General features: G+C 71.3%; 25 protein-coding genes. 12 read left to right on the top strand and 13 right to left on the bottom strand.

Annotated elements, in window-relative coordinates:
- Nucleotides 1-62: 62 nt before the first annotated feature.
- A complete protein-coding gene (locus ASG80_RS02280; RefSeq protein ID WP_056728005.1) occupies nt 63-557 on the bottom strand; it encodes a Rho termination factor N-terminal domain-containing protein in 495 nt (164 codons plus the stop codon).
- Between the two features lie 170 nt (nt 558-727).
- Between ASG80_RS02280 and ASG80_RS23850 the strand changes: the two genes are divergently transcribed.
- Complete coding sequence (locus tag ASG80_RS23850) at nt 728-1462, top strand: DUF4097 family beta strand repeat-containing protein (protein WP_056728003.1); 735 nt, start codon at nt 728-730, stop codon at nt 1460-1462.
- Nucleotides 1463-1473: 11 nt separating this feature from the next.
- Here ASG80_RS23850 and rocD read toward each other — a convergent pair whose 3' ends face one another.
- Entirely contained in the window at nt 1474-2697 is a 1224-nt protein-coding gene (gene rocD / locus ASG80_RS02270) for an ornithine--oxo-acid transaminase (protein WP_056728001.1), read from the bottom strand.
- Nucleotides 2694-3554, bottom strand: a complete 861-nt coding sequence (gene ddaH / locus ASG80_RS02265; protein ID WP_056727999.1) for a dimethylargininase — start codon at nt 3552-3554, stop codon at nt 2694-2696. Before ddaH ends, rocD begins: the two co-directional genes overlap by 4 nt.
- A gap of 339 nt (nt 3555-3893) precedes the next feature.
- On the opposite strand from ddaH, the gene ASG80_RS02260 reads away from it, so the two are divergent.
- Nucleotides 3894-4667, top strand: coding sequence for a hypothetical protein (locus tag ASG80_RS02260; RefSeq protein WP_056727998.1), 774 nt, complete (start codon nt 3894-3896; stop codon nt 4665-4667).
- A gap of 128 nt (nt 4668-4795) precedes the next feature.
- Nucleotides 4796-5539 carry a hypothetical protein gene (locus tag ASG80_RS02255; protein ID WP_056727995.1) on the top strand — a complete coding sequence of 248 codons (744 nt, stop codon included), beginning with the start codon at nt 4796-4798 and terminating at the stop codon, nt 5537-5539.
- On the opposite strand, the gene ASG80_RS02250 is transcribed toward ASG80_RS02255, so the two are convergent.
- Nucleotides 5540-6343, bottom strand: coding sequence for an LLM class F420-dependent oxidoreductase (locus ASG80_RS02250; RefSeq protein ID WP_056727992.1), 804 nt, complete (start codon nt 6341-6343; stop codon nt 5540-5542).
- A gap of 181 nt (nt 6344-6524) precedes the next feature.
- Between ASG80_RS02250 and ASG80_RS02245 the strand changes: the two genes are divergently transcribed.
- From ASG80_RS02245 to ASG80_RS02235, 3 genes are read left to right on the top strand one after another with little or no spacing between them, the layout of a single operon-like run.
- Entirely contained in the window at nt 6525-6962 is a 438-nt protein-coding gene (locus tag ASG80_RS02245) for an Lrp/AsnC family transcriptional regulator (protein WP_056727990.1), read from the top strand.
- Nucleotides 6963-6964: 2 nt separating this feature from the next.
- Nucleotides 6965-7447, top strand: a complete 483-nt coding sequence (locus ASG80_RS02240; protein ID WP_056727988.1) for a toxin-antitoxin system YwqK family antitoxin — start codon at nt 6965-6967, stop codon at nt 7445-7447.
- The gene (locus ASG80_RS02235) at nt 7444-7806 is read left to right on the top strand and encodes a GntR family transcriptional regulator (protein ID WP_056727986.1); all 363 of its coding nucleotides are present in this window, start codon (nt 7444-7446) and stop codon (nt 7804-7806) included. Before ASG80_RS02240 ends, ASG80_RS02235 begins: the two co-directional genes overlap by 4 nt.
- Nucleotides 7807-8018: 212 nt before the next feature.
- Here the strand turns inward: ASG80_RS02235 and ASG80_RS02230 are convergent, their stop codons facing one another.
- Nucleotides 8019-9209 carry a RimK family alpha-L-glutamate ligase gene (locus ASG80_RS02230; RefSeq protein WP_056727984.1) on the bottom strand — a complete coding sequence of 397 codons (1191 nt, stop codon included), beginning with the start codon at nt 9207-9209 and terminating at the stop codon, nt 8019-8021.
- A gap of 26 nt (nt 9210-9235) precedes the next feature.
- Between ASG80_RS02230 and ASG80_RS02225 the strand changes: the two genes are divergently transcribed.
- Complete coding sequence (locus tag ASG80_RS02225) at nt 9236-9715, top strand: RimK/LysX family protein (RefSeq protein WP_056727981.1); 480 nt, start codon at nt 9236-9238, stop codon at nt 9713-9715.
- Between the two features lie 113 nt (nt 9716-9828).
- Here the strand turns inward: ASG80_RS02225 and ASG80_RS02220 are convergent, their stop codons facing one another.
- Genes ASG80_RS02220 through ASG80_RS02205 form a run of 4 tightly spaced genes read right to left on the bottom strand, consistent with a single transcriptional unit; the run spans nt 9829 to nt 13608 of the window.
- A complete protein-coding gene (locus tag ASG80_RS02220; RefSeq protein WP_056727979.1) occupies nt 9829-11079 on the bottom strand; it encodes an ABC transporter permease in 1251 nt (416 codons plus the stop codon).
- Entirely contained in the window at nt 11076-11765 is a 690-nt protein-coding gene (locus ASG80_RS02215; RefSeq protein WP_056727977.1) for an ABC transporter ATP-binding protein, read from the bottom strand. The genes ASG80_RS02220 and ASG80_RS02215 overlap by 4 nt, the downstream gene beginning before the upstream one ends.
- Nucleotides 11762-12853, bottom strand: a complete 1092-nt coding sequence (locus tag ASG80_RS02210; protein ID WP_056727975.1) for a peptidoglycan-binding domain-containing protein — start codon at nt 12851-12853, stop codon at nt 11762-11764. The genes ASG80_RS02215 and ASG80_RS02210 overlap by 4 nt, the downstream gene beginning before the upstream one ends.
- Nucleotides 12850-13608 carry a hypothetical protein gene (locus ASG80_RS02205; RefSeq protein WP_056727973.1) on the bottom strand — a complete coding sequence of 253 codons (759 nt, stop codon included), beginning with the start codon at nt 13606-13608 and terminating at the stop codon, nt 12850-12852. The genes ASG80_RS02210 and ASG80_RS02205 overlap by 4 nt, the downstream gene beginning before the upstream one ends.
- Nucleotides 13609-13726: 118 nt before the next feature.
- On the opposite strand from ASG80_RS02205, the gene ASG80_RS02200 reads away from it, so the two are divergent.
- The 3 genes from ASG80_RS02200 to ASG80_RS02190 all read left to right on the top strand — a co-directional run bounded on the left by ASG80_RS02200 (nt 13727) and on the right by ASG80_RS02190 (nt 16887).
- Nucleotides 13727-14386 carry a response regulator transcription factor gene (locus ASG80_RS02200; protein ID WP_056727971.1) on the top strand — a complete coding sequence of 220 codons (660 nt, stop codon included), beginning with the start codon at nt 13727-13729 and terminating at the stop codon, nt 14384-14386.
- 2 nt (nt 14387-14388) lie between these two features.
- The gene (locus ASG80_RS02195; protein ID WP_056727969.1) at nt 14389-15663 is read left to right on the top strand and encodes a HAMP domain-containing sensor histidine kinase; all 1275 of its coding nucleotides are present in this window, start codon (nt 14389-14391) and stop codon (nt 15661-15663) included.
- A 225-nt stretch (nt 15664-15888) separates the two neighbouring features.
- Nucleotides 15889-16887: an IS481 family transposase gene (locus tag ASG80_RS02190; RefSeq protein WP_056727967.1), complete on the top strand. Its 999-nt coding sequence runs from the start codon at nt 15889-15891 to the stop codon at nt 16885-16887.
- Here ASG80_RS02190 and ASG80_RS02185 read toward each other — a convergent pair.
- Nucleotides 16884-20558, bottom strand: a complete 3675-nt coding sequence (locus ASG80_RS02185; protein WP_056728501.1) for a bifunctional proline dehydrogenase/L-glutamate gamma-semialdehyde dehydrogenase — start codon at nt 20556-20558, stop codon at nt 16884-16886. The genes ASG80_RS02190 and ASG80_RS02185 overlap by 4 nt on opposite strands.
- A gap of 192 nt (nt 20559-20750) precedes the next feature.
- Between ASG80_RS02185 and ASG80_RS02180 the strand changes: the two genes are divergently transcribed.
- Nucleotides 20751-21662 carry a LysR family transcriptional regulator gene (locus ASG80_RS02180; RefSeq protein WP_056727965.1) on the top strand — a complete coding sequence of 304 codons (912 nt, stop codon included), beginning with the start codon at nt 20751-20753 and terminating at the stop codon, nt 21660-21662.
- A gap of 43 nt (nt 21663-21705) precedes the next feature.
- Nucleotides 21706-22086, top strand: coding sequence for an META domain-containing protein (locus ASG80_RS02175; protein WP_056727963.1), 381 nt, complete (start codon nt 21706-21708; stop codon nt 22084-22086).
- A gap of 21 nt (nt 22087-22107) precedes the next feature.
- Here ASG80_RS02175 and ASG80_RS02170 read toward each other — a convergent pair whose 3' ends face one another.
- The 3 genes from ASG80_RS02170 to ASG80_RS02160 are packed head-to-tail and all read right to left on the bottom strand — an operon-like array spanning nt 22108 to nt 23708.
- Nucleotides 22108-22470, bottom strand: coding sequence for a type II toxin-antitoxin system PemK/MazF family toxin (locus tag ASG80_RS02170; RefSeq protein ID WP_056727962.1), 363 nt, complete (start codon nt 22468-22470; stop codon nt 22108-22110).
- 12 nt (nt 22471-22482) lie between these two features.
- On the bottom strand, nt 22483-22689 hold the full coding sequence (locus ASG80_RS02165; RefSeq protein ID WP_200952467.1) for an antitoxin: 207 nt from the start codon (nt 22687-22689) through the stop codon (nt 22483-22485).
- A 20-nt stretch (nt 22690-22709) separates the two neighbouring features.
- Nucleotides 22710-23708 (bottom strand): YafY family protein, encoded by a 999-nt coding sequence (locus ASG80_RS02160; protein WP_082589662.1) that lies wholly within the window; start codon nt 23706-23708, stop codon nt 22710-22712.
- Nucleotides 23709-23723: the final 15 nt, after the last annotated feature.

Here is a 23723-nt window from a genome sequence, read left to right as displayed (position 1 = left end):
CTCGGAACGGATGTCGGGCGCCGCCGCACTCGGCACGGAAGGCGACCCGACGCCCTCGAGCTTCAGCCGCGGAGGGAAACGACCAGTTGCGCCTTCGTGAACCGCGAGTATCCCCGCAGTCCTCGCCTTCTCGCGAGCTGGCGAAGTTGCGCGACGGTCTGCGTCTCGAGCCCGTCCGACGACCCGGTCGCCGATGCCGCCTTGGATGCGTTCGCTGACGGGGCCTTCACCGAGGCGGTCTGCGGCTTGGTCGCGGACTTCGCGGGCTTCGCCGAGGCGGTCTTCGGCTTGGTCGCGGACTTCGCGGGCTTCGCCGGCGGTTTCGACTTCACGGGCTTCGCCGGCGGTTTCGACTTCGCCGGCTTCCGCGCCGCCTTGGACCTCGCCTTCGTCGCCCGCGCGTCCTCGAGGACCGAGCCGAGCTTCGCCTCGACCTTCGCCGCCTTCCTGCGGGCGCTCTTGTCGACCTTCTCCGCCAGCCGCTTCGCTTCGGCAACCGCATCCTTGGCAGCTTCGAGTGCCTTGGAGGCGGCCTTCTCCTTCTTGCTCAGTGCCATCGTCCACCCCTGACCGAGCCGCCTGTCGGGCCTTCGGCGGCCTGGCGTCATCGTACCGCGGTGGCGCCGCCGACCATGGTGGCAGCCACGCGTGCGCGGTAGTGTCGGCGTTGACGACCGGGTGCCGCGAACGCCTGCCGTGTGCCGCCGGGTCGGCAAGGGGGAAGACCATGAACAGGTTCATGCGCGCCTCGGTCGCGGCGGCGGCGACGGTGATGGTCGTCGGCACCTTCGGCGGGTGCGCCCTGCTCGCGCCGCCGCATCGGTTCAGCGACGAGACCACCGTGAGCGGCGAGATCCGCGCGATCGAGCTCGTCGACCCCTCGGGAAGCGTGACCGTGCGCGGCGTCGAGGGTGCGACCGAGACGACCGTCGAGCGCACCGTGTCGTACCGGGGCGAACGCAGCTTCGGCGAGACCCATGAACTGGACGGCGACACCCTCGAGCTCCACGGCTGCGGCCGCCGATGCTCGGTCGACTACACCATCGACGTGCCCGCGGGCGTCGACGTGAGCGGCTCGACGTCGAACGGGGCGATCAAGCTTCGCGCGGTCGGCGAAGTCGACGTGGAGACGAACAACGGCCGGATCGAGCTCGAGGACGTGGCGGGCGGGGTGCAGGCTGAGACGTCGAACGGTCGCATCGATGGGCGCGACCTCTCCGGCGACGGGGTGCGCGTCTCGACGTCGAACGGGGCGATCGAGCTCAGTCTCGGCGAGCCGCAGGACGTGGAGGCGAGCACGTCGAACGGGGCGATCGAGGTCACCGTGCCGCCGGACTCGTACCGGGTCCTGACCGACACCTCGAACGGCAGCACCGAGATCGGCGTGCCCAACGATCCCGACGGAGCGTTCACCCTCGACCTGCGGACATCGAACGGCTCGATCACCGTGACCGAGGACTGAGCCGTCGGCGGCTATCCCCGCAGCTCGGCGAGGACGGCCTCGAGCTGGTCGACCGCCCAGTCGAGGTCGGCCTGCTCAACCACGATCGGCGGCGCGAGCCGGATCGTCGGGCCGTGCGTGTCCTTCGCGAGCACGCCGCGGCGCATGAGCGCCTCGCACGCCTCGCGTCCGGTCGCGATCGCCGGGTCGATGTCGACGCCCGCCCAGAGGCCCGCGCCGCGCACCGCGACGAGCCCGCTGCCGACGAGCGACACGAGCCGGTCCTGCAGGTGCGCGCCGAGCGCGCGGGCGCGCTCCTGGGGCTCGCCGGTCGCGAGCATGCGTACGACCTCGAGCCCGACCGCCGCGCCGAGCGGGTTGCCGCCGAAGGTCGAGCCGTGCTGGCCGGGCTGGAGCACGCCGAGCACGTCCCGGTCGCCGACGACGGCGGAGACCGGCACGATGCCGCCACCGAGCGCCTTGCCGAGCAGGTACAGGTCGGGCACGACGCCCACGAGCTCGCACGCGAACGTGGCACCCACGCGGCCGAGGCCCGACTGGATCTCGTCGGCGATCAGCAGCACGTTCCGCTCCCGGGTGAGCGCGCGCAACTCGGGAAGGAATTCGACGGGCGGCACCACGATGCCCGCCTCGCCCTGGATCGGCTCGACGAGCACCGCGACGGTGTTCTCGTCGATCGCGGCATCGACCGCCGCGGCGTCGCCGTAGGGCACCATGCGGAAGCCGGGCGTGTACGGCCCGAAGTCGTCGTGGGCATCGGGGTCGTCGCTGAACGAGATGATCGTGGTGGTGCGCCCGTGGAAGTTGCCGGTCATCACGATGATGTTCGCGGCATCCGGTGCCACGCCCTTCACCCGGTAGCCCCAGGCACGGGCGACCTTGATGCCCGACTCCACGGCCTCGGCGCCCGTGTTCATCGGCAGCACCATGTCCTTGCCGCAGAGCGCGGCGAGCTCCGTGACGAACGGCCCCAGCCGGTCGTTGTGGAACGCGCGGCTCGTGAGCGTGATGCGGTCGAGCTGCTCGCGCGCCGCCGCGATGAGCCGCGGGTTGCCGTGACCGAAGTTCACGGCCGAGTAGGCGGCGAGGCAGTCCAGGTAGCGGCGGCCCTCGACGTCGGTCACCCAGGCGCCTTCGCCGGATGCCACGACCACGGGCAGCGGGTGGTAGTTGTGGGCGGTGTGCTCGTCCTCGAGCGCGATCGCGTCGGTGGTGCGGTCTGTCGTGGTCTTCATCGGCGCAGCTCCAGGGTGCAGCACTTGACGCCGCCGCCGCCGAGCAGCAGCTCGGAGAGGTCGACGCCGATCGGGTGGTAGCCGTGCGCGCGCAGCTGCCGCTCGAAGTCGGTCGCCCGCGACGCGATGATCACGTTGTACCCGTCGCTGAACGAGTTGAGGCCGAGCACCGCGGCATCCGTCTCGTTCACGATGATCGCGTCGGGGAACCGCGCCTGCAGCACCGCGACGGATGCCGCGTCGAACGCGCTCGGCAGGTAGGCGATGTGCTCCTGGCCAGGCGTGGTGTCGAGCACGGCGACGCCCGTGTCGAGGTGATAGAAGTTCGGGTCGATGAGCCGCAGTGTCACGACGTCGCGTTCGTAGATGCGTCCGAGTTCCTGGTGCGAGACCGAGTCGCTGCGGAACCCCGTGCCGGCGAGGATCGTCTCCCCCACGAGCAGGAAGTCGCCCTCGCCCTCGTTGACCTCCTCGGGCTCTCGCACGTCGAATCCCGCCGCGCGGAACCAGTCCATGTACGCCGGGCCCTCGGGCTGGCGCTCGGCGTGGGTGAACTTCGCGCCGTACGCGATGTTGTCGATCACGAATCCGCCGTTGGCGGCGTAGACCATGTCGGGCAGGCCCTCGATCGGGTCGATGAGGTGCACCTCGTAGCCGAGCGCGACGTAGGTGTCGTGGAGCGCCTGCCACTGCTGGAGCGCGAGGCTCGTGTCGGTCGGCTCGGCGGGATTCATCCACGGGTTGATCCGGTAGACCACGGTGAAGTGCTCGGGGCGGCACATGAGGACGCTGCGCCCGGTGGCCCGGCGCTCGGGCCGAGTGCCTGACTGCTCGTCGGTTTCGATCACGGTCGACATCTCACTCCTCGATGGGTCGGCGGATGCCGCGGCGCTCCGTGCGCAACATCCCCTGTTGGCAATGTCGGCGGACCAGGTCGCTCTTGCGAGCCCCGACGGCGGCGCTTCGGGTCGCGCCGCCGTCGAGACGCCAATCTCAGTGTGACCCCAATTTCGCTCGAAGTTCCGGGCGTCGTGCGCAATCTTCCTGCTCGTTCGCGGCTGATTCGCCGTATTCGTGCGCGGTGCGGGGCCCCGATGCGGCGGTGCGCGCGTGAGAGCGGTTGCTCACGGGCACCGGAGTGGTGCATCCTGATGCACGACCCGGCTCCCCCGCCGGGCCGGACCGACGGAGGCCGCATGGACGATCCCGCCCACGAGCGGATGCGGCGATTGCAGCGACTCGCGTACGGCGCCGTCGCGAGCGACGCCGAACGGACCGCGGCCCTCGCCGAACTCGAGACGCTGCGGAATGAGCGGGCCGAGGCCGAGGCGGTCAGCGAGCGGGCGGAGGCGCCGCCCCTCGATCCCGGGAACGCGCCCCACCCGCCCGCCTCGACCGGTGCACTCGCCACGGCGACCGAATCCGGGGCATCCCGCGGCGGCGCGGCGAAGCCCCTGAAGTGGGCGATCGCCGTCGGCGTGGTCGCACTGCTCGTCGGCGTCGCGGTCGGCTGGCAGGCGGGCGGGCGAATGTCGACCTCCGAGCCGTCGGCGGCGGCCGTCTCCACGGCACCCGAGCTCGACGGCTTCATGATCCCGATCGACCAGACGGCGGTGCTGAAGCTGTTCGAGTCCACGCCGGGCCCAGCGGACGTGCCGCAGTCGGCGACGCCCGACCCGCGGATCGCGCCGACCGACTACCGCCTGCTCGTGACACGCGCCGACGGCGTGGCGCTGTATGTCAGCCGGCTCGATGGCGGCGCTGACGTCTGCGCCGTCCTCGCGATCCCCGGGGTCTTCACGACGGGCTCATGCACCCGTGACGGTCAGTTCTCCGAAGGCGGCCTGACGGTCGAAGCCTTCGTGCAGGGAGACGTGGGACTCATCCGCGGCATCATCCACCCCAACGGCACCGTCGAGCTCACGCCGAGCCACTACGTGCCCGGTCCCATTCAGGTCGCCGAGGGCTGACGCCCCGTTCTTCGGTTCGCGCCGTGCGGCGCGAATGCCGCGGTGTGCGCGCGCAGGCCCCTTGCCGCGGCGCGCCGTCGGGGGCATCCTGATGATGACCGGCTCCCCACCGGTCGGACCGAGGGCACATGGACCAGGCCCCCAACGACGAACGGATGCGCCGACTGCAGCTGCTGGCGTACGGCGTCGGCGCGAGCGACGCCGAGCGGGCCGCGGCCATCGCCGAGCTCGAGCTGATCCGGCGCGAGCGTGCGGCGGGTGAGGCGGAGCGTGAGCGAACGGATGCCGCGGGTGCGCCGACCACTCCCGCCATGCGACCCGACGGCGAGGCATCCGACACGGCTGCGGCGAAGCCCCTGAAGTGGGCGATCGCCGCCGGCACGGCCGCCCTGCTCATCGGGGTCGCCGTGGGGTGGCAGGTCGGCGCGCGAACGGCTGTTCCCGAGCCGTCGACCGTGGCGGTCTCCGCGGCCCCCGAGCTCGATGCGTCCGTGATCCCGATCGCCGACACGGCCGTGTCGCGCCTCTACGAGGCCGAGCCCACCCCGGCAGATGTGCCGACGGCGGCCTATCCCCGCGACAGCATCGCACCGACGGAGTACCGGCTGCTCCTCACCCGCCCCGACGGCGTGTCCCTGCGCATCGCACGCCTCCATGGCGGCGCGGAGGTCTGCGCCGTCGTGACGCTGCCGAGCGAGTTCACCGCGTCCAGTTGCACGCACAACGGCATGTTCCCCGAAGGCGGCCTGTGGGTCGAGGTGTCCCTCCCGGGCGACGAGGGCCTCGTCCGCGGCACCATCCTCCCCGACGGCACGGCCGAGCTGACGCCCCGGCAGTACGCAGGCGACGTCCTCCCGATCGCCGGGAACTGACTACCCGTTCTTCGCGTCGCGCCACGCGAGCCACTCGGGCACGAGGGAGAGGTCGTAGTCGGGTCCGCCGATGCCGAGCGTGAACAGCCGCACGCCGGCGTCGTAGAGGGCATCCGCGTACTCGAGGTCCACCCGGCGACGGGTGAGCTCGTTCGACACCGTGATCTCCGACACGTCTCGCCCCACCTTCTCGCCCCAGCGCGCGAGCACGTCGAGCTTGTGCGGCAGGTCGGCGGGCGAGACGAACGAGTGCCAGATGTCGGCGTGCTTCGCCACGATCCGGAGCGTCTTCTGCTCGCCCTTGCCGCCGATCATGACCGGGATCTTGCGCGTGGGCGGCGGGTCCAGCTTGGCCCAGCGCGCCTCGATGCGCGGCATCGCATCGGCGAGCGCGTTCAGGCGGGTTCCGGGGGTTCCGAACTCGTAGCCGTACTCGTCGTAGTCGCGCTGGAACCACCCGGAGCCGGTGCCGAAGATGAACCGTCCTGGCCCGCCGCCCTTCGCGCTGATGTGGTCGAGGGTGCGGGCCATGTCCGCCTGCAGGTCGGCGTTGCGGTACGAGTTGCAGCTCACGAGCGTGCCGAACTCGACGCGCTCGGTCTGCTCGGCCCACGCGCCGAGCATCGTCCACGCCTCGAAGTGCATCCCCTCGTGGCCCCGTGAGAGCGGGAAGAAGTGGTCCCAATTGAAGACGATGTCGACGCCCAGGTCCTCGAGGCGGAGCACGGCGTCACGGATGGCGGGATAGCGGGCATGCTGCGGCTGCACCTGGATGCCGAGGCGCACAGGGGAATCGAGGGTCATGCTTCGAGCCTAGGACCGCCCCTGACGACGGATGCCGTGCGGTCGGCATCCGCCTTCGAGCTCGGCCTTCGCGCGCTCATCTCCGGATTTCGCGCCGAGGGCGACGCCGCCTTCGCGGTCTCGCGCAGGATTCTCGCGTCAAGTCCTGTTCTGACGCAAGGATTCGACGTACACTCCGAGCATGGACAACCTCGACCGCGCCATCCTCGACCTGCTCCGCCAGAACGCGCGGGCCGGCTACGGCGATATCGGGTCGTCCGTGGGCTTGTCGGCGTCGGCCGTGAAGCGCCGCGTCGACCGCCTCGTGGCCGACGGGGTCATCCGCTCGTTCACCATCCAGGTCGACCCCGCCGTCGACGGCATGAGCACCGAGGCCTACGTCGAGCTGTTCTGCCGGGGCACGGTGGCCCCCGACGAGCTGCAGCGCATCCTCCAGGGCGTTCCCGAGGTGGTGTACGCCGGCACCGTCACGGGCAGCGCCGACGCGATCGTGCACATGCGCGCCCGCGACATCACGTCGCTCGAGGACGCGCTCGAACGCGTGCGCATCGCCCCGAACGTCGACCACACGCGCAGCGCGATCGTGCTCTCACGGCTCGTGAACCGCAACCGGGACTGACCATGACGGATGCCGCGGGCGGGCCGATCGAGTTCACCTCGAGCGAGGCCGCACCGAGCGAGTCCGCCCCGAACGCGCTCGACGACGACGGCCGCAAGCACGGCCACTGGCAGGAGCACTTCGCGAACGGCAAGGTGTCGGCCGAGGGCGAGTACGTGCACGGCGCGCAGCAGGGGCTCTGGCGTGTCTGGTACCGCAACGGGCGACTGAAGGCGATCGGGGGGCGCGTCGACGACGCCCTCGACGGGCCGTGGCGCTGGTGGCGCGAGGGCGGGGGCCCGCTGCAGGCGGGCGCCTTCGTGCGGAACGTGCAGGTGGGTCCGTGGCGGCGGTGGCACGCCTCCGGCGAGCTCATCGACGAGGGCGAGTACGTCGACGGCCGGAAGGTCGGGGTCTGGCGCAGCTACCACCCCGACGGCTCCCTCAGGTACGAGCGGAACTTCGGCCCGGCGACGGATGCCGCGGGCGGAGCGGGCGACGCATGAGGCTGTCGATCGACCACGCAGCATCCGCACCGCCGTTCGAGCAGCTGCGGCGCCAGGTGGTCGAGGCCGTGGCCGACGGCACCCTCGCTCCGGGCACGCGCATGCCGACCGTGCGTGCGCTCGCCGCCGAGCTCGACCTCGCCGTGAACACCGTGGCCAAGGCCTATCGCGCGCTCGAGGCCGACCACGTGATCGAGACCCGCGGCCGGGCCGGCAGCTTCGTCTCGGCGACCGGCGACCCGACCACGCGCGAGGCGCAGCTCGCGGCGATCGCGTACGCCGATCGGGTGCACCACCTCGGCGTCGACCGCACGACGGCGCTGGCGCTCGTCGAGTCGGCGCTCGACGCGGAGCGCTGACGAGCCCGTGGGTCGAGGAGCGCCCGGCGCAGCCGGACGCGTCTCGAAACCCGGCTGCCCGAACGTCGGGTTTTCGAGACGGCCGCTGCGCGGCCTCTCAACCCGCAGCCCGCGCAGCACGAACACAGACGACACGCCGCAGCGGCATCCGGAACAGGAACGAGCGACAGCTGGAAGTCGCGTCCTCATGCTTTCGATCCCGAAACGGAGCGTCACGTCTCGGGGATCGGCTCCTTCGGGAGCTTGCGCACCTTCGCCCGGCGCCGGCGCCGCTCGGGGATCATCGAGCGCATCTCCTCGAGCCGGCCGAAGCAGAGCAGGCGGTCCTCCCCCTCCAGCACGACGCGGCTGCGCGGGTTGGGGATCACGTTCGTGCCGCGGTGCAACGTGAGCACCGTGATGTCGCGCTCCCCCAGGCCGGACTCGCCGATGGTCTTGCCGACGAGGTCCGCGCCGCCGTGCACGAGGAGCTCGGCGACGCCGTACCCGGTCGAGACGGTCAGGCGCTGGCGCACGTCGATCTCGGGGAACGCGACCTGGTTCGCGATGTAGTCGATGATCGCGCCGGCCACATCGAGCCTCGTCGCGGTCTCGATGCCCTGCAGGCCGGGCGACGAGTTCACCTCCATCACGAGCGGGCCCTCTGCACCCTCGAGCATGTCGACGCCCGCGACCTTCAGGCCCATGATCTGCGCCGAGCGCACGGCTGCCTGCTCGTACTCGGGGGTCACCTCGACGCGCTCGACCGTGCCGCCGCGATGCACGTTCGAACGGAACTCGTCGCCGCTCGCCACTCGCCGCATGGCGGCCACCACGCGGTCGCCGACGACCAGGGCACGGATGTCGCGACCGCGGCTCTCCTTGATGAACCGCTGGATCAGCACGTTCTGCTTCGTCGAGTGCAGCGTCTCGATGATCGCCTCGGCGACCTTGACCTCGGGCGCGAGGATGACGCCGATGCCCTGCGTGCCCTCGAGGAGCTTGATCACGACCGGCGCGCCGCCGACGCGCGCGATCGCCGGCCGCACGTCGGCGCGATTGCGCACGAACGCGGTCGCCGGCATGCCGATGTTGTGGCGCGAGAGGATCTGGTTCGCCCGGAGCTTGTCGCGTGCGTTCGTGATGCCGTTGGCGGTGTTCGGAGTGTAGACGTCCATCTGCTCGAACTGGCGCACCACGGCGGTGCCGAAGTACGTGATCGAGTTGCCGATGCGCGGCAGGATCGCGTCGTAGTCGGACAGCGGCCGGCCCCGGTACTGCAGGTCGGGCTCGGCGCCCGAGAGATCGATCGCGAAGCGCAGCGTGTTCAGCACCCGCACCTGGTGGCCGCGCTGCAGAGCCGCCGCCCGGAGTCGCTGCGTGGAGTACGCCTGCGGGGCGCGAGAGAGGATCGCAAGTTTCATCATTCGGGCCCTGAGAGGATGGTGGGGTGACGGGGCCCCCCTATTCAAGCATCATCGCCGGATGGCGCGAATGGGTGAGCCTGCCCGGAATCGGGGTGCGCTGGATCAAGGCGAAGCTCGACACCGGCGCGCGCACGTCGTCGTTGCACGCCTTCGATCTCGAGGAGATCGTGCTGCCCGACGGTCGTGACGGCGTGCGGTTCGGGGTGCACCCGTGGCAGGACAGCGAGGAGGACGCCGTGGTCGTCGAGTGGCCCGTGCACGACCGCCGTACGGTGCGCAGCTCGTCGGGGCACAGCGAGGAGCGCATCGTCGTGCTCATGGACGTCAGGCTGATCGGCCGCACCATGGCCACCGAGATCTCGCTCACCAATCGCGACGAGATGGGCTTCCGCATGCTCATCGGCCGCGAGGCGCTGAAGAACGGCTTCCTCGTGGCCGCAGGCGAGTCCTTCCTCGGCGGACGCGCCCCGCGCCCGGTGCGGCGACTGAACCGCGGGCGCTGACCGCGCGTTGAGGAGCGCCGTCCGCAGGCCGACGCGTCTCGAAATCCCACCGCCCGAACGTCGGGTTTCGAGACGGCCGCTGCGCGGCCTCCTCAACCCGCACCCGTCGAACGTCACACCGCCCGGAGCGCCTCCGTCGGCGCGAGCCGGGCCGCGCGCAGCGCCGGATAGAGTCCGGCGATCACCCCGACGACGAGTGCCGCAATGGGCCCGCCCACGAGCACCTCGACCGGCAGCACGACGACGCTCTGTTTCGAGGCGGCGTAGCCGACGACGACGAGCGCGCCGATGACCACGCCGGCGATTCCGCCGAACAGTGCGAGGATGGCCGCCTCAGTCAGGAACTGGCTTGCGATCTGGCCGCTCCGGGCGCCGAGGGCACGGCGCAGTCCGATCTCGCCGCGTCGCTCGAGCGCGGCGACCACCATCGTGTTCGCGATGCCGATGCCGCCGACGAGCAGCGCGATCGCCGCGAGACCGACCGCGAGCGACGACAGGGTCGCGTCGGCGGTCGCCCGCGCATCGACGAGATCTGAAAGCTTCGAGACGGCGAGGTAGGGCGAGTACGGGTTCGCCGTGCGGGCGAGCATCGGGCGCACCGATTCGACCGCGCCGGGCAGGCTGCGCACGAAGACGGCGTCGATGCGCGAGGCCTGCTCGGTGTCGATGAGCTCAGCGGGGTCGACCGCATCGGCCGGCCAGCGGGTGTCCGCCCACTCCTTGCCGATGAACGCCATCGAGTCGAGATCGGATGCCAGTCCGAGCGGTTCGAGCACTCCGATGACGGCGTGCCACTCGCCGCCGATCCAGACCCGCTGGCCGATCTCGGCGACACCGAGTCGTGCGGCCGCCGTCGAGCCGAGCACGGTCGTCGGCAGCGACGCGCCGGCCTCGTCGAACCATTCGCCGTCGGCGAGAGCGCCGTCGAGCGCGTCGAGCAGTCCGAGGTTCGCGACGCGCACGCCCAGCCCGCCGGTCTGCGAAGCGGGCACGATCGAGGTGCGATACACCGAAGCGGCGTCGGCGACCTTCTCGATGACGCCGACCCCGTCGACCCCGTCGACCCGTTCGAGCATCCCGGGGGCCGTCGACGGAATGCTGACCGGGTCGCCGGCCGGGTCGGTGCCCGGCTGGATCACGAGCAGGTTCGCGCCCTGCCGGTCGAGTTCGGCGAGCAGTTGTGCCCGGTCGGATGCCGCGATGCCGGTGATCGCCGTGAGGGAGGCGATGCCGATCGCGATGCCGAGTGCCGACAGCACAGTGCGCAGCGGCCGCGAGCGCGGCCCCGCGACGGCCGTTCGGAGCAGCTCGGGCAGGCTGAGGCGGCGGTGCTTCGTGCGCTCGGGTCGCGGGGAGCGCGTCATGACGGCACCGCCTGCGTGGTGACGATGCGCCCGTCGTGCAGCCCGACCTGGTGGTCGAGCGACCCCGCGATGTGCTCGTCGTGGGTGATCACGACCACCGCCGCACCGTCGTCGGCGGCCTCACGGAGCAGCTCGACGATGCCAGCGCCGGTGGTGGAGTCGAGCGCACCGGTCGGCTCGTCGGCGAAAAGCACGTCGGGGCGGCCGACGAGCGCCCGGGCGATCGCGACGCGCTGCTGCTCACCGCCCGAGAGCTCGCCGGGCCGGTGATGGAGGCGGTGACCGAGTCCCACCCGCTCGAGAGCGTGCTGTGCCAGCCGACGACGCTCGGCGATGCCGACGCCGGCGTAGAGCAGGCCCGTCGCCACGTTGTCGAGTGCGTTGAAGGCGGGCAGCAGGAAGAATTGCTGGAACACGAATCCGAACCGTTCGGCGCGAAGCGCGGAACGCCGCGCCTCATCGAGTCGGCCGGCCTCGACGCCGGCGACGACGACCTCCCCCGAGCTCGGAGTGTCGAGGGTGCCCATGATCGAGAGCATCGTGGTCTTGCCCGACCCCGATGCGCCGACCACGGCCGTGAGCTCGCCCGCGTGCACCTGCAAAGACACCTCGTGCAGCGCCTCGACGGGCTGATGGCCCGCATACGTCTTGCTCACCGAGTGCAGTTCGAGCACGGGTCCGCTCATGATCCGACCACCACCTCTTCGCCGGCTTCGAGCGGGTCGAGCCCGTCCCCGCCGCTTGACACGATCTGCACGCGCGCGTCGGCGATGAGCCCGATCTCGACGGGGATGCGCACGGCCTCGCCGCCACGCATCACGTCGAGCGCGTAGCCGTCGTCTCCCGCGGCGACGAGCGCCGTCACGGGCACGACCAGCGCGTCGTCGACCGTCTCCTCACCGAGCTTCATGCGCACCGTCGACGGCCCCACCGCGGCGACGGGCTCCTGCGCCTCCACATCGACCACGGCCTGGGCGGGGGTGTCCTCCGACGTCTCGTCGGCGGCGGGAAGGGACGGCTCGATCGACGAGATGGATCCGGCGACCTCCGTGCCGTCCTTGAGGGTGAGCGTCACCGGGGTTCCGGTGGCGATCTCGCGTTCCTGCGCCTCGGTGAGGTCGGCGTAGCCGCGCAGCGTGGTCTCCGTGTACTCGAGCACCGCCCCGCCGTCGGGTTCGCCGAGCAGTCTCGTGAGCGAGTCCACGCGGATCGACGGAGCGTCGACGGCGACGACGGCGCCGACCGCGACCGAGCCGGTCTTCTCGACGCCGAGCGAGGCCTGCCAGGCCTTGACGGCGGCGGCGGTGTTGCCGGTGAACGTGTCGTCGATGTCGAGGTCGATGCCGGCGGTGAAGCCGAGGTCGGCGAGGTTCTGCTCGAGCTGGCGCACATCCGGGCCATCCGTCATGCCCACCTCGAGCGGCCGCCAGAACGGTCTCTCACCGCGGAACAGCACGATCGGTGCGCCGCTCGATTCGTAGACGCGCTGGCCGATGCCGATGATGTCGCCCGCCGCCGGCAATGCCGAGACGATGCCGGATCCGCCGCCCTGCAACTGCAGGGGGTCGCCGTAGCTCAGCGTGCCCGACAGCAGCAGGCCGCTCGTCAGCGTCACCCGCTCGGCCGCTCTCGTGACGGGCTCGCCGGATGTCTCCGCGGAATCGCCGGGGCGGTTCGTCGACCACACCCAGCCGACGACGCCTGCTCCGGCGAGCGCCAGCACCACGGCGCTCGCGACGATCGTGCCCGCACGTCTCCGCGTCGACCCGGTCATCGTTCGCCCGCCCCCGCCGAGACCATGAGGCCCTTGTCGGTGAGCTCGGGGAAGTCCTCGAAGACCCGGCCGAGGTCCTCGCCGCCGCCTTGGCCGGGGCTGCCCTGCAGTCGCACCGAGAGCGGCGCTTCGCTGTCGGCGAGGTCGTCGCCGCAGGCGGTGAGGATGCTCCTGAGGGTCGCCTCGTCGATCGATTCGGGCAGGACCATCGACGCGTCCTCGGGATCGGGGAAGTCCGCGACTCCGTTCTCGCGGGCGCACTCGGCGAATGCGAGCAGCAGTTCGGTCTGGGCGGCATCCAATTCGGGGTCGAGCCCCTCGCCGTCCGGCCCGCCGAAGTCGGCGGAGGGCTGCTCGAACTCGGGCACCTCGGCCTCGCAGTCCGCGTAGATCGGCGCGATGCCCCACTCCTCGAGGAAGCTGTCGGCGTCGTCGACGCCCTGGTACGCGGAACCGTCGATGATCTCCAGCGAGACGTTGCCACCGCCGCCCGCCTTCGGCGGCGGGCCCATCTCGATGCCGCCCTCCGAGTCGACCTCGATGGGCACCTTCACGAGCACGCGTCCGTTCTGGCCCGTGCGCGCATCGAGTCCGCCGGCTTGCAGGCACGCGATGAACTTCTCGGTCGCGGCGTCGTCGGTGGCCTGCGGGCTCGGTTCCGGGGATGCCCCGGAGCAGGCCGCGAGCAGGAAGCTCGCGCAGACCGCGGCGGCCGCGAGGCCGGCGAACGCTCGTGGGTGTGTGGATCGGAACATTGCTGTCTCCTCGTGGTCGGATACAGCCCAGTTCTAGGCTCGGGGGCGTTGGCTCGATGTCGCACTTGGGCAAACGTTCCGCAAACGCGGTGCGGGGCACAATCGAGGTGGAGGAACGATGCGCGTGCTGGTCGTGGAAGACGAGGTCGAACTCGCGGAGACGCTGTCCGAGGGCCTGCGCCTCGACGGCTTCGGCGTCGGTGTCGTGCACGACGGAGCCGCGGCGCTGCAGCGCCTGGCCGAGAGCGACTTCGACGTCGTGCTCCTCGACCGCGACCTCCCGGTGCTGTCCGGCGACGCCGTGTGTCGCACCCTCGTGGCGCAGGGGCATCCGGCTCGCATCCTGATGCTCACCGCGGCCGGCGCCGTCGGCGACCGGGTTCGCGGCCTCGACCTCGGAGCCGACGACTACCTCGCGAAGCCGTTCGCGTACGTCGAGTTGCTGGCCCGCATCCGTGCGCTCGGCCGGCGGCGAGGGGATGCCGCGGCCGACGCGGTGCTCGAACGCGGCGGGGTTCGCCTCGACCCGGTCCGTCGGCTCGCCGAACGCGACGGGCGCCCGGTGCGCCTCACGCGACGTGAGCTCGCCGTGCTCGAAGCGCTGCTCGCCGCCGACGGCGGCTACCTCTCGCCTCGACGCCTGCTCGACCTCGCCTGGGACGAACCGGGCGAGCACAGCGCGGCGACCGTGCGCCTCGCGGTGCACACACTTCGCAAGAAGCTCGGGCACCCGTGGTTGATCGACAACACGCCGGGCCTCGGCTACCGGATCGAGTGAACATGACCTCTGACACGCAGCCCGACACCTCGCAGCGCCGGTGGAGCTTCCGCACCCGGCTGACGATCACGATCGCGGTGATATTCGTCGCCGCGGGCATCGGCCTGCTCGCCGTGCAATACCTGCTCGTGCAGACCTTCTTCCTGTCCGCCTCGGGCGCCACGGTCTGCACCTCGGTGCAGACCGCGAAATCCTCGGGCGCCGCGCCGTCCACCAGCTGCATCGCGGTGCAGGATGACATCCCGTTCGGCGCCGAGGCGGGTCCGTCGGGGAGCATCGAGCACATCACACCCGAGGGCCTCGAGGCGACGCTCGACGAGTACTCGGGGGCGCTCTCGGAGGAGGTGCTCGGCAGCCTGCTGGTGGCATCCGTCGCCGTCATCGCGGTCTTCGCGATCGTCGCCGTGCTGCTGGCCGGCTGGCTCGCACGCCGCTCGCTGAGCCGCATCGCCGAGGTCACCGCGCTCACCCGTCGCATCACGACCGACGAGCTCGACCGCCGTCTCGAGCTCGCGGGCCCCGATGACGAGATCAAGGAGCTCGGCGACACGATCGACGGCATGCTCGACCGCCTGCACACCGGCTTCGAGGCGCAGGACCGGTTCATCCAGAACGCGTCGCACGAGCTGCGCACGCCGCTCACGGTGACGCGTGCGGCGTTGGAGATCCCGCTCGAACAGGGCAGGGTGCCCGCCGAGCTCGAACCGGCGGTGCGCCGGGCGCTCTCGGCGAACGCGCACAGCGAGCGCCTCATCGGCGCGCTGCTGGTGCTCGCGCGGGGGCGCATCCGCACGGCCGACCGGGTGCGGGTCGACCTCGGCGCAATCCTCGCCGCAGCGGTGACCGAGGTCGAAGCCGACGCGGCAGAGCGGGGGGTGGACATCGCGCTCGAGGCATCCGCCACCGCCACCCCCACCGTCGTCGACGGCGACGAGGAGCTGCTCCGCCTCGCCGTGCGCAACCTGCTCGACAATGCCATGCGCTACAACGACGACCGCGGCGTCGTCATCGTGCGGGTCGACCCGCCACGGCCCGGGTTCACCGTGGAGAACACCGGCCGCGAACTGAGCGACGCCGAGGTCGCGGCGCTCGGCGAACCCTTCCATCGCGGTGAGGCGTCACGCCGGGCCGATCGCGAGGGGTTCGGACTCGGGCTGTCGATCGTGCGGGCCGTCGCAGCAGCCCATGGCGGTGAGCTCGAACTCCACCCGCGGCCGGGCGGCGGCCTGGTGGCCGAGTTCAGCCTCAGAAACTCCGAGACCCGCGGGCGAGCCTGAGCCGCGGGTTGAGGAGCGCCGGCAGTAGGCCGACACGTCTCGAAACCCTGACGCCCGAACGCCGGGTTTCGAGACGGCCGCTGCGCGGCCTCCTCAACCCGTACCCGGCCTAGATGTGCTGCCCAGGGACGTTGGTTGAGTTGTGACGTGTCGATAGACGGGTGAGGACCTCCCGGTCGAGAGTGGAGCTGTCTAGTTCCCTCACTCGAGACCAGGGAGGTCCTCGTGTCCCACGCTAATGCTGCTTTGACACCCCGCCAACGGCTCCGGCTCGCGCAGAAAGTCGTCGAAGACGCGTGGACGATCGCCGCAGCCGCGAGCTACTTCCGGGTGTCGTGGCGGACCGCGGAACGCTGGGCGCGTCGCTACGTCGAGATGGGCGAGGCAGGCATGCAGGACCGCTCCTCACGTCCGCATTCGAGCCCGAACAAGACTTCGCGGATCCTAGTCCGCAAGGTCGTGCATCTGCGGTGGAAGAAGCGGCTAGGCCCAGTCGCGATCGGCGCGGAGCTGGGCATGCCGGCATCGACGGTGCATGCGGTCCTGACTCGTTGCCGGGTGAACCGGCTCAGCCACGTCGACGTGCGCACCGGCGAGCCGGCCCGTCGCTACGAACACGCGACGCCGGGTGCGTTGATCCACGTCGATGTGAAGAAGCTCGGCAACATCCCCGACGGCGGAGGCTGGCGATACGTCGGTCGTTCCTCCGGGATGCGGAACAGAGCGGTCACAGCGAAACGAACCGGCAGACGAGGCATCGCCGGAGACATGGTCACCGGGACCGCATTCATCCATACCGTCATCGACGACCACTCTCGTGTCGCCTATGCCGAGATCCACGACGATGAGACCGCGGCCACCGCGGTCGCCGTGCTCCACCGCGCGGTGGGCTGGTTCGCCGACCGAGGCGTGACGGTCGAACGGGTCCTGTCCGACAACGGCTCGGCTTACCGTTCCTTCGCCTGGCGCGATGCCTGCACAGAGCTGCGTATCCGTCCGAAGCGCACCCGCCCCTACCGACCACAGACCAACGGGAAGATCGAACGCTTCCACCGCACCCTCGCCGACGGCTGGGCATACTCCCGGCACTACAACTCCGAATCAGCCCGCCGCAACGCACTCCCCGCCTGGCTGCACGCCTACAATCACCATCGGCCCCACACCGCGATCGGCGGCCACCCACCCATCAGCAGATTGACCAACCTGCCTGGGCAGCACACCTAGATCACGCCGTCCGTGAGGGTCGTGGGGTTGCCGAAGCGGTGGTTCGTGATCGAGATCGCCTGCTCGTGCAGGAACGGCAGCAGCTCGACGCGGCCCGACGGCGTGACGGGGTGCGACCACACCGCGACATCCGGAGTGCCGCCCAGGGCCTCGGCGAGTGCCGATGCGCCGCCGCCGACGAGGCGCACGCGCGAGGTGGTGATGCCGCCCTTCGCGGCGCGGTCCAGCCACGCGGCGTCGCCCTCTCGGATGACGCGCACGTCGCGTGCGGCGAGGATGGTGCGCACGGCCTTCGGCAGCTCGATCGCCGTCGACACGGTGAGCGGGGCCTTCGCGAGCAGGCCGGCCGCGATGATGCGCAGGCCCTCGGCGAGCGTCGACGCCTCGCCGATGCGGATGGTGACGGGCAGCGGCCGGTAGCGGAACAGGTTGCGCTCGACGCCGACGCCCGACACGTCCTTCACGACGCCGTACTCCTCGGCCCAGGCGACCTCGTCGGAGAGGGCCGAGCGGCGCAGCACGTCGAACGACTCGTAGTCGAGGGCCGGCTGCGACGCCTCGATGAGCTCGGTGACGCGCTTCTCGAGGCCGCGCAGGTGGAGGGTGCTCGAGGAGGTGCCGTGCTGCGGCATCCACTCGCCGAGGCCGAACAGGTAGTTCGGGCCGCCGGCCTTCGCGCCCGCGCCGACCGCCGAGCGCTTCCAGCCGCCGAACGGCTGGCGCTGCACGATGGCGCCGGTGGTGCCGCGGTTCACGTAGAGGTTGCCCGCCTGGACGCGGTCGATCCAGGTCGCCACCTCGTCGGGGTCGAGCGAGTGCAGCCCGGCCGTGAGGCCGTAGTCCACTGCGTTCTGCATGCGGATGGCCTCGTCGAGGTCCCTGGCGTGCATCACGCCGAGCACGGGCCCGAAGAACTCGGTGAGGTGGAAGTACGAGCCGGCCTTCACGCCGGTGCGGATGCCGGGCGACCAGAGGCGGCCGGTGCCGTCGAGCTGCCTGGGCTCGACGAGCCACTCCTCGTCGATGCCGAGCTGGGTGAGGGCGTGCAGCAGCTTGCCGTTCGCGGGCTCGATGATCGGGCCCATCTGGCTCAGCGCCTGCTCGGGGTAGCCGACGCGCAGCGACGCGGCGGCGTCGACGACCTGGCGGTGGAACCGCTCGGACCTCGCGACCGAGCCCACGAGGATCACGAGCGACGCGGCCGAGCACTTCTGGCCGGCGTGGCCGAAGGCGCTCTTCACGACGTCGGATGCCGCGAGGTCCAGGTCGGCCGACGGCGTCACGATGATCGCGTTCTTGCCGCTCGTCTCCGCGAGCAGCGGCAGGTCGTTGCGGAACGAGCGGAACAGCTGCGCGGTCTCGTACGCGCCCGTGAGGATGACCCGGTCGACCGCGGGATGCGAGACGAGCTGGGTGCCGAGCTCGCGCGCGCCGAGGTCGACGAGGGTGAGGAGCTCGCGGGGCACGCCCGCCTCCCAGAGCGCCTCGACCATGACGGCGCCCGAACGCTGGGCGAGCTTCGCCGGCTTGATGATGACGCCCGAGCCAGCGGCGAGCGCGGCGAGCACGCCGCCCGCGGGGATCGCGACGGGGAAGTTCCACGGCGGCGTCACGACGGTGAGCTTCGGCGGCACGAAGACGGCGCCCTGCACGTGGTCGAGCTCGCGCGCGCGCTCGGCGTAGTAGTGCGCGAAGTCGATCGCCTCGCTGACCTCGGGGTCCGCCTCGGCGATGGTCTTGCCGGTCTCGGCCGCCATCACCTCGATGAGACGGTCGCGGTTGGCCGCGAGCGCGAGGCCGGCGCGGTGCAGCACCGCTGCGCGCTCGGACCCGGGCAGCTGGCCCCAGGCGCGGCCGTTCGCGGCCACGGTCCGGATCACGGACTCGAGCGTCGCGGCATCGACGATGCGCGCCCGCGCGATCGTGTCCAGACCGAGCGGCGACCCGGGCACCCGCGCGAGGATGCGGCGTCCCCACTCGCGGTTCGCGGCGAGTGCGGGGTCCGTGTCGGGTTCGTTGCGGAAGCCGGGGGTGGCGCCGGGGCCGGTCGGAGCGGCCAGGGCACCGGATGCCGCGGCATCCGCTGCATCGACGTCGAGGCCCCCGGAGCCGCGCACGATCTCGAGCACGGTGCTCGTGAGCGACGCGTCGTCCTCGTGCTCGGTGCCGGGTGCGGGAGCGTCGGCCACGGCCATCGCCGCGGCGAGCGAGGCATCCGTCCACTCGGCGCGTCGGTTCTGGGTGCGGTTCGGGGCGGGCACGCGCGCGGCAGTTCCACTGAGCAGCGTCGAAGTGTCCGCCTCGAGTGCTGCGAGCGACCGCTCGTACCGGGTGCGCTCGCGCTCGAACAGTCGCTGGTCGCGGTCGAGCTCGAACACGGCCGACATGAAGTTGTCCTGGCTCGCGTTCTCCTCGAGCCGGCGGATGAGGTAGGCGATCGCCACGTCGAACTCGGTCGGGTTCACGACGGGCGTGTACAGGAGGAGGTTGCCGACGTCTCGGCGCACCGCCTCGGCCTGGCCGATCGCCATGCCGAGGAGCATCTCGAACTCGACGCTGGACGCGACGCCGCGCTGAAGGGCGGTGAGCCACGCGTGGGCGACGTCGAAGAGGTTGTGGCCGGCGACGCCGAGCTTCACGGCGTCGGTGTGCTCGGGCGTCATCGACCAGTGCAGCACCCGCTTGTAGTTGGTGTCGGAGTCCTGCTTGGTGTCGTAGGTGGCGAGCGGCCAGCCGTGGATGGCGGCGTCGACGTGCTCCATGGCGAGGTTGGCGCCCTTCACGACGCGCACCTTGATCGGTGCGCCGCCGGCCTGCCGGCGGGCGGTCGCCCACGCCGTGAGCTCCTGCATGGCGCCCAGGGCGTCGGGAAGGTAGGTCTGCAGCACGATGCCCGCCTCGAGGCCGCGGAGCTGCGGCTGGTCGAGCAGGGTCGTGAACACCGCGATCGTGAGGTCGAGGTCGCGGTACTCCTCCATGTCGAGGTTGATGAACTTGCCCCTGTTGGTTGAGCCCGTCGAAACCGAGCCCGTCGAAGCGGCGGCGAGCTCGTAGAGCGGGGTGAGCTTCGCGACCACCTTGGCGACCGCCTCGTCGAACGACCACATCGAGAGCTGGCTCACGACGCTGGACACCTTGATCGACACGTAGTCGACGTCGTCGCGGGCGAGGAACTCGTAGGTGCCGCGCAGGCGCCGATCGGCCTCGTCCTCGCCGAGCACCGCCTCGCCGAGGAGGTTCAGGTTCAGGCGGTTGCCCGATTCGCGAAGCGTGGCGATGGCGGGCCCGAGCTTCTCGGGGGTCGCGTCGAGCACGAGGTGGCCGACCATCTGGCGCAGCACGCGCCGGGCGATCGGGATGACCACCCATGGGAACACCGGGGCGACGAACCCGCCGAGGCGGATCGCGGCGCGCAGGTACCACGGCAGGAACTTCGGCGTGAGCCTCGCGACCTGCTCGAGGTTGCGGCCGGCGACGCCCAGGTCTTCGGGCCGCATGACGCCGTCGACGAAGCCCACGGTGAACGCGAGCCCGTTCGGGTCCTTCAGCACCCCTGCGAGGCGCTCGGCGGCCGGGTCTGCGGGGTGTTCGGCGCTCTCGGCGAGCCAGCGGCGCACGAGGGCGACGACGTGGTCGGTGCTCGGCGCGAGATCCGTGGCGGCATTCGACATGGTCACGAGGGTAGTGTCCTTCACTTCGGGCACGCTGAGGTGTGCCGTGCAGCTTCCAGTGTGCGCCGTGACATCCGTTCGGTACAGCGAATGAATCCGACGGATACCGTTCGGTAGAATCGAATGATCAATCGCCATCCCGAGTGGCCCGTTTCCGTACGGATTCGGGCGACTCGGCAAGGGGAGGACCTCATGCTCGACGTGCGACGCCTGCGGCTGCTCGTGGAGCTCAGCCAGCGCGGTACGCTCGCCGCCGTCGCCGAGGCGCTCTCGTACAGTCCGTCTTCGGTGTCGCAGCAGCTCAGCCAGCTCGAGAAGGAGGCCGGGGTTCCCCTGCTCGTGCAGGTCGGGCGACGGGTGCAGCTCACCCCGCAGGCGGAGCTGCTCGTCAGTCACGCCCGCGCCGTGCTCGACCGGCTCGAGGAGGCCGAGTCGGATGTCGCGCGCTCGCTCACCGCGGTCGGCGGCACCGTGCGCATCGCGGTGTTCCAGTCCGCGGCCCACGCCATGGTGCCGCAGGCCCTCACCCTGCTCCGCAGCGAGCACCCCGACCTGCGCGTGGAGGTCACCGAGCGCGAGCCCGACGTGGGCCTCTTCGAGGTCGCGGCGCGCGACTTCGACCTCGTGATCGCAGAGCAGTATCCCGGGCACACGCGCGCTCACCGCGACGACCTCGACCGCGTGCACCTCGCCGCCGACGCGATCCGGCTCGCGCTGCCGCCGCACACGGCGCGGCCCGTCGTCGACGGCCTCGCCGCGGCATCCGGAATGCCGTGGGTGCTCGAGCCGCAGGGCACCGCCTCGCGCGAGTGGGCGGAGCAGCTCTGCCGCGCCGCAGGGTTCGAGCCCGACGTGCGCTTCGAGACCGCCGACCTCATGGCGCACATCCGGCTCATCCGCTCGGGCAACGCCGTGGGCCTGCTGCCCGACCTCGTCTGGGCGGGCGAGGCGCCGAGCGTCACGCTCGTCGACCTGCCGGGCCATCCGCAGCGCGAGGTCTTCAGCTCCACCCGCTTGGCGGCGGCCGCCCGCCCGGCCGTCGTCGCCTGCCGGGACGCGCTCGCGAGGGCGGCACGCGCGACGGCGGTCCCAGCCGGTCGCTGAGGGTCGGAGTACGCTGGCGCCCATGGCACGGATGCTGCGGTCCATGACACGCACCGGCACGATCCTCGTGGCTGCGGCCCTCGCACTTGCGGGGTGCGCCACGGGCGGTGGGGGAACGGGCTACGGCGGCGGCTCCGAGAGTGCGGCCGGCACCTGGGGCGACACCGGCGAGACCACCGAGCCCTCGCTCGTGCTCGAGGACGACGGCACACTCACCGGCACCGACGGCTGCAACCAGATGAACGGCGAGTGGACCGAGGAGGGCGACACCGTCACGTTCGAGAACGTCGCCACGACGCTCATGGCCTGCGAAGACATCGACACGTGGCTCTCCGGGCTCGCCACGGCCACCGTCGACGGGTCGACCATGACCGTCTTCGACGAATCGGGCGACGAGATCGGCACGTTGCCGCGAACCGGGTGAGCACGCGGGAGCGCGTGCGGCTCACAAGGACAGATGGAACCTGATGGCCTCATCGATCGCATCGAGCACCCGAGCAGGGCATCGACCGATGGTGCTTCGCACACGTTCGACCGACACCGCGCGAAGTTGCGCGGCCTGCGCCTTCAACGGCGCCCGGAGGCCCATCGTCGCGAGCTCACCGCGATCGGACACGAGAGCCTCGAAGCCGCTGAACACACGCGCGACGTTCGACGTGAGCGGGACGACCGTCACCACACCCCGGCCGAGCCGCGTCGCCACCGAGTTCGCGCCGTCGTTGCTCACGAGCACACAGGGGCGGCTCTTGGATGCCTCTGCGGACAGGACGGGATCGAGGGAGACGACGACGACGTCGCCACGTCTCACTCCGAGAGCCCGTCAGCGGTGACGGACTCCCAGGCATCTCGCATCGCCGGACGATTCCCACTCGTCGAACGCGGCAGCGTAGTCATCCGCGGCCGCGAGCTCGCGCCCCAGGCGAACGAGGTCGTGCATCGCCGCCGAGCGATTGCCGTCGAACTGCACGGCGATCGAGTCGATGAAGGCCACATCGGCCGGAGGCAGACTCACGCTCAGCTTGGTCATGCCCCGGTCCTACCCGAGGATTACCGGCTGTCGCCCCGAAGTCCGACCGCTGCGGTGAACCGCTCGGCCTGTGCCGCCAGGAACTCGAGCACCTCGGGGGGCCCGTCGACGCGGTAGCCGATGCCCCGCGGCACCCACATGAGCGCCACCACGAGGTTCTCGACGGTGTCGGCCTCGAGCGGCCACACGCAGCGGGCCGGCCCGTCGGCCACGACGTCCCGGCCGTACCACCCGAGGTGGTCGACGAGCTCGGCCCGCGGCAGGTCCACCACGACCCGCGCGCGCACGCTGCGGTCGCGCCAGCGCAGCGCGGTCTCCACTCGTGCGCGTGCGGCCTCGTCGGTCATCGGCCGCGGCTCGAAGTGCACCCGTGTCTCGAACAGGTCGCTGATGCGGTCGAGCCGGAACGTGCGCCAGTCCTCGCGCTGCCGGTCCCAGGCGAGCAGGTACCAGCGGCGCGCCACGGGCACGAGCCGGTAGGGCTCGACGACCCGCGAGGTGGACTCGCCCGCGGCATCCGTATAGGTGAACCGCAGTCGCTCGGAGTCGCGGCATCCGAGCGCGAGGAGGCCGAGCAGCTCGGTGTCGACCTCGGGCGTGGGGCGGGCGGATGCCTCGCGCCCACCGGCGCCGATGGTCGCGTGCGACGCCAGCGCGTCGATGCGGCGGCGCAGCGCGGGCGGCAGCACCTGCTCGATCTTGGCGAGCGCGCTGAGGGTCGTGTGCTCGGCGCCACGGAGTCCGGCCGTGGCCTGGGAGCGCAGGCCGACCGCGATCGCGACCCCCTCGTCGTCGCTGAGCAGCAGCGGTGGCAGCCCGGTACCCGCCTCGAGTCGGTAACCACCGGCGCTCCCCCGCATCGACTCGATGCGGTAGCCGAGCTCGCGCAGGCGCTCGATGTCGCGGCGCAGCGTGCGCTCGCTCACGCCGAGGCGGTCGACGAGCTCGCGCGCCGACCAGTGCCGGTGGCTCTGCAGCAGGGAGAGGAGTTCCAGGGTTCTCGAGGTGGTCGCGGCCATGGTCCAAGTATTTCC

Origin of the sequence: Agromyces sp. Soil535, from assembly GCF_001428255.1 — a bacterium.
Lineage (GTDB): Bacteria > Actinomycetota > Actinomycetes > Actinomycetales > Microbacteriaceae > Agromyces.
The sequence above is the reverse complement of the archived record's forward strand: the minus strand, read 5'-3'. Positions and strand labels throughout refer to the sequence as shown.